The sequence below is a fragment of the Nocardia sp. TBRC8007 genome (assembly GCF_056629435.1).
On the sequence record NZ_JBWSOR010000227.1, the window covers coordinates 1 to 247 of the forward strand.

The window sequence follows — 247 nt, forward strand, 5'->3', positions numbered from 1 at the left end:
GTACAACTCGCCCACGGCGGGGACACCGACCCACAGGTGGTGCGGGAACGGGTCCGCCGCGCGATCGCCACCGAACAGGAACTACTCGTAGCCCCGGAATACTTCCACGCAGTGGCCGCCGGCATCGACGAGATCGGCGCGGTCGATATCGCACTCAAAACCGGCCGGGCGGTCAACGAGCTGACCCGCTACCGCTACGACGTGATCCTCCGCAAAACCCCCACCCCGACACTGTCACTGGCCGACG

Annotated in this window: 1 protein-coding gene; it reads left to right on the forward strand. The window is 66.8% G+C overall.

The window, feature by feature from the left end:
* The coding region (locus tag ACX4ZE_RS23425; RefSeq protein WP_480275636.1) for a hypothetical protein at positions 1-247 on the forward strand (247 nt) is incomplete at both ends.